Source organism: Streptomyces sp. 13-12-16, from assembly GCF_002114215.1.
GTDB lineage: Bacteria > Actinomycetota > Actinomycetes > Streptomycetales > Streptomycetaceae > Streptomyces.
In genome coordinates this window covers 1-4,242 of sequence record NZ_NCTE01000665.1, presented here as the reverse complement: position 1 = coordinate 4,242, position 4,242 = coordinate 1, and the positions used below count along the sequence as shown (strand labels likewise).

4 protein-coding genes and 1 pseudogene are annotated in these 4,242 nt (G+C 72.2%); 2 read left to right on the top strand and 3 right to left on the bottom strand.

Features of this window, described 5'->3' with window-relative positions; all coding sequences use genetic code 11:
* Both B7767_RS25535 and B7767_RS25530 read right to left on the bottom strand, forming a co-directional pair.
* Nucleotides 1-838, bottom strand: an 838-nt coding sequence (locus B7767_RS25535) for a hemolysin family protein (RefSeq protein WP_085574251.1), incomplete at its 3' end; no start/stop codon positions are given.
* The gene (locus tag B7767_RS25530) at nucleotides 835-2,172 is read right to left on the bottom strand and encodes a hemolysin family protein (RefSeq protein WP_085574250.1); all 1,338 of its coding nucleotides are present in this window, start codon (nucleotides 2,170-2,172) and stop codon (nucleotides 835-837) included. The genes B7767_RS25530 and B7767_RS25535, both read right to left, overlap by 4 nt.
* Nucleotides 2,173-2,509: 337 nt before the next feature.
* On the opposite strand from B7767_RS25530, the gene B7767_RS25525 reads away from it, so the two are divergent.
* Together B7767_RS25525 and B7767_RS25520 are read left to right on the top strand one after the other, a co-directional pair.
* Nucleotides 2,510-3,487, top strand: coding sequence for a sporulation protein (locus tag B7767_RS25525; protein ID WP_085574249.1), 978 nt, complete (start codon nucleotides 2,510-2,512; stop codon nucleotides 3,485-3,487).
* Between the two features lie 74 nt (nucleotides 3,488-3,561).
* Nucleotides 3,562-4,017 (top strand): tellurite resistance TerB family protein, encoded by a 456-nt coding sequence (locus B7767_RS25520; protein ID WP_085574248.1) that lies wholly within the window; start codon nucleotides 3,562-3,564, stop codon nucleotides 4,015-4,017.
* A 37-nt stretch (nucleotides 4,018-4,054) separates the two neighbouring features.
* On the opposite strand, the pseudogene B7767_RS25515 reads toward B7767_RS25520, so the two are convergent.
* A pseudogene (locus B7767_RS25515) lies at nucleotides 4,055-4,242 on the bottom strand (M56 family peptidase); the annotation flags it as partial.

Below are 4,242 nucleotides of genomic sequence, written 5' to 3'. Positions count from 1 at the left end.
CGCCGGCCGCCCGTCCCCGGGCGCGGGCCACCACGGCGTCCCGGGCGTGCACCGCGCCGAGGACCGTGCCGTGCTCGCGGACCAGGAGCCGGGTGCGGTCGCGCTCCGCGGCGACGCGCAGGATCTCGTCGACGCCGGCGTCGCCGTCCACCGAGACGATCTCGGACGCCGGTACCTGCAGCTCCCGCACCGGGGTCTGAGGTTCGGTCAGCGAACGCGTCAGCAGCTCCGAGTCCGTCTCACTGATCAGGCCGAGCCGCTCGGACTCCGCCACCAGATGGGTGAGCTGCTCCCGGTTGTGGACGGAGGCCAGCTCGTCGCGCGGGGTGACCCGGCACAGCCGTACGAGGGCGTTGCTCATCCTGTTCAGCACCGAGATCAGCGGGCGTACGGCCTTCACCACGGCCCGGAAGGGCGGCGACAGCAGCATCGCGGACCGCTCGGGATGGGCGATGGCCCACGACTTGGGGGCCATCTCGCCGACCACCATGTGCAGGAACACGACCACGATCATGGCGACGGCGAAGGCGACGCCGTAGCTGAGCGCGCTGGGCAGGCCCAGCTCGTGCAGCAGCGGGTCGAGTTCGTGGGAGATCGCGGGCTTGGACACCGAGCCCAGGCCCAGGGTGCACACGGTGATGCCCAGCTGGGCGCCGGCCAGCATCAGGGACAGCTCGCGCATACCGGCCAGGGCCGCCCTGGCGCCCGACCGGCCCTCGGCCGCGGCCTTCTCCATGCGGTGCCGCTTGGCGGCGACCAGCGCGAACTCGGCGGCCACGAAGAACCCGCTGCCGATCAGCAGCAGCACGGTGACGAAGAGCGCCATCGGGAAACTCATACCTGCTCCTCCGTCTCAGGGGCCTGCCGCCGGATCCGTACCCGGTCGGGTACGTGCCGGTCGAGGGTGTGTACGTCGATCACCGCGCTGCCCCCGTCGGGCAGCCCGACCGTGAGCCGGTCCCCGATGGCGGGGAAGCGGCCGAGCCGGTCGACGACCAGGCCGGCCACGGTGTCGTAGTCCTCCTCCTCGGGCAGTTCCACGCCGGTGGCCTCGGCCACCTCGTCCAGCCGACGGCCCGCGTCCACCAGCCAGCCGTCACCGTCCGCGACGGCGATCCGGGTGACGGTGTCGGTCTCGTCCGCGATGTCGCCGACGAGTTCCTCGGCGATGTCCTCGTAGGTGACGATGCCGGCCACGCCGCCGTGCTCGTCCAGGACGACCGCGAACTCGTCGCCCCGCTCCCTCATCTGGGTCACGGCGTCGGGCAGCGGGAGGGTGTCGGGCAGCAGCAGCGGGCGCCGGGCGAGGGCGCCGGCCGTGGTGCCCGTCAGCCGGTCCGCGGGCAGGCGCATCAGCTCGGCCACGCCGAGGACGCCGCCGACGTCGTCGGGGTGGTCGCCGAGGACGGGGTAGTTGGAGTGGCCGTACTTGGCGATGAGGTCGACCGCCTCGGCGGCGGTGGCGTCCTCGCGGACGAAGACGGCGTCCACGCGGGGCACCATCACCTCGTCCAGCGTCCGGTCGGAGAACTCCAGGGCGTGGTCGAGCAGCACGGCGGTGTCCTCGGGCAGCGCGCCCTGTTCGTGGGACTCGCCGATCAGGTGGCCCAGCTCCTCCAGGGTGGCGCCGTGGTGCAGCTCCTCCACCGGTTCGATGCCGACCCGGTGCAGCAGCCCGTTCGCCGCCCCGTCGAAGACGCGCACGAGGGGGCCGACGACCTTCAGGTAGGCCAGCGTGGAGCCGGCCAGCGCCTTCGCCAGCCGCTCCGGCACGGCGATGGCCAGGTTCTTCGGGGCCAGCTCGCCCAGCACCATCTGTACGACCGTGGCCAGCACGAAGGCCAGCACGACCGCGATGCCGCTCACGGCCGCGTCGGGCAGGCCCAGGCCCGACAGGGCGGGCCTCAGCAGGGCGGACACCGAGGGCTCGGCGATGAAGCCGACGACCAGTCCGGTCACGGTGATGCCGAGCTGCGCGCCCGACAGCATGAAGGACAGCCGCTCCAGCACCGTCAGGGCGCGGGCGGCCTTGCGGTCCCCGGACTCGGCCTCGCGCGCCAGGGCGAGGCGGTCGGCGGAGACGTAGGCGAACTCCTGGGCGACGAAGTATCCGGTGCCGGCGGTCAGGACGAAGACGGCCAGCAGGCCCAGGAGAGCGTTCGCGGCACTCATCGAACACCATCCCGCCGTGTGCCGTGCTCAGGGAATGCCTGGCGGGATGGTCGGGGACTGTGCCCCGGGGGGTCCGTCGGTCTGGCGGACACGTACGTGCTCCTTCTGTGGGTGTGCGAAGACATAACGATCCCGGCCGCGGCGGTGTTCCCGGACGCCCGGGACGGCACGGGTGGGAGCGGGATGTCCCGCCCCGCACCAACTGTAAAGGAAACGCAAAGTCCCCTCGGATCGATCCCCTATGCTTCTACTCGCTTGTAGAAGTTATATCGCGGGCCGCCCCGCGGGCGGCACCCCCTTCACGGAACACACGCACATCTAAGGAGTGGACGCCACCATGGTGTTCAAACGACTGCTCGGCTCGCTCGGCGTGGGCGGCCCCACCGTCGACACGGTGCTCGACCCCGGCCCGGTCCGGCCCGGCGGCGCGCTCACCGGCCGGGTCCGCCTCAAGGGCGGACAGGCCGGTTTCGACATCGAGGGCATCACGCTGGAGCTGGTGGCGCGGGTCGAGGCCGAGCACGAGGAAGGCGAACGGGAGGGCTCCGTCGCCTTCGAACGGTTCACGGTCGGCGGCGGCTTCCGGCTCGCCGAGGGCGAGGAGCGCGAGGTGCCGTTCAGCGTGCCGCTGCCGTGGGAGACCCCGGTCACCGAGCTGTACGGACAACCGCTGGGCATCGTGCTCGGCGTGCGCACCGAGCTGTCGGTGGCGGGGGCGAAGGACAAGGGGGACCTGGACCCGCTGACCGTCGGTCCGCTGCCCGTGCAGGAGGCGGTCCTGGAGGCGTTCGGCCGGCTCGGCTTCGGTTTCAGGTCGGCCGACCTGGAGTACGGGCGCATCGGCGGCACGGGGCAGCAACTGCCCTTCTACCAGGAGATCGAGATCGTCCCGTCGCCGGAATACGCGGACCGGGTGAACGAGGTCGAGGTGACCTTCCTGGCAGGTCCGGGCGGCATGGAGGTCGTCCTGGAGGCCGACAGGCGCGGCGGCCTCCTCTCCGGCGGCCACGACGCGCTGACCAGGTTCACCGTCGGCCTTCACGACTCCCGCGACTGGACCGCCGAGGTCGACGGCTGGATGCGCGAGCTGGTCGAGCGGCGGGCGCCCCACGGCTCCCCCGTCCCCCACGGTTCCTACGACTCCCACGGCTCCTACGACTCCCACGACGACCACCACCGCTCCGGTCCCGGTGTGGGCACCGCCGTCGCCGCGGGCGCCGCGGGCCTGGCGGTCGGCGTGGTCGGGGGCATGGTCGCGGCGGAGGTCGTGGACGAGGTCGGGGACTTCTTCGAGGGCGAGGAAGAGGAGGAGTAACTTCTACATTACTGTAGAAGTTACGGCGCCCGGCGACTTCGGTCCGGGCGCCTCCCGACCCGTACGGAGTGCTCATGGCCCTGTGGGACCGCCTCAAGGAGTCCGCGTCGACGATGCAGACCCAGTTGACGGCCAGGAAGAACGATCTGAAGAGCGGCGCCTTCCGCGACGCGAGCATGGCGATGTGCGCCCTGGTGGCGGCGGCCGACGGCAGCGTCGATCCGTCCGAGCGGCAGCGCGTGGCCCAGCTCATCGCCGCCAACGAGGTGCTGCAGAACTTCCCCGCCGACGACCTGCGCCGCCGTTTCGAGGACAACATCGGCAAGCTGACCGCCGACTTCGCCTTCGGCAAGGTGAGCGTCATGCAGGAGATCGCCAAGGCGAGGAGGAAGCCCGCCGAGGCGCGGGCGGTCATCCAGATCGGCATCGTCATCGGCGGCGCCGACGGCGACTTCGACAAGGACGAGCGGGCCGTGGTCCGCGAGGCGTGCTACGCCCTCGACCTGCCCCCGCACGAGTTCGACCTCTGAGCGGCCCCGGTCCCGCGGCGGCCGGCCCGCCGCGGGGTCACAGGGGCGTGGCCGCGTACAGGATGAGGACCATCGTCACGGCGGAGTTCGCGGACGACATCGCGGAGACGGCGGTCCCCGCGGCGGCGCCCCACACCGCCAGGCCGACCAGGGTGAACAGCGACGGCAGGCGGCGCACCGCCGGAGCGGGCCCGAGCAGGGCCGCCACCCGGCGCGGCACCGGGC

Coding starts and splice junctions, on each gene's coding strand:
- B7767_RS25525 (WP_085574249.1), top strand. CDS start 2,510: ATGGTGTTCAAACGACTGCTCGGCTCGCTCGGCGTGGGCGGCCCCACC.
- B7767_RS25520 (WP_085574248.1), top strand. CDS start 3,562: ATGGCCCTGTGGGACCGCCTCAAGGAGTCCGCGTCGACGATGCAGACC.
- B7767_RS25530 (WP_085574250.1), bottom strand. CDS start 2,172: ATGAGTGCCGCGAACGCTCTCCTGGGCCTGCTGGCCGTCTTCGTCCTG.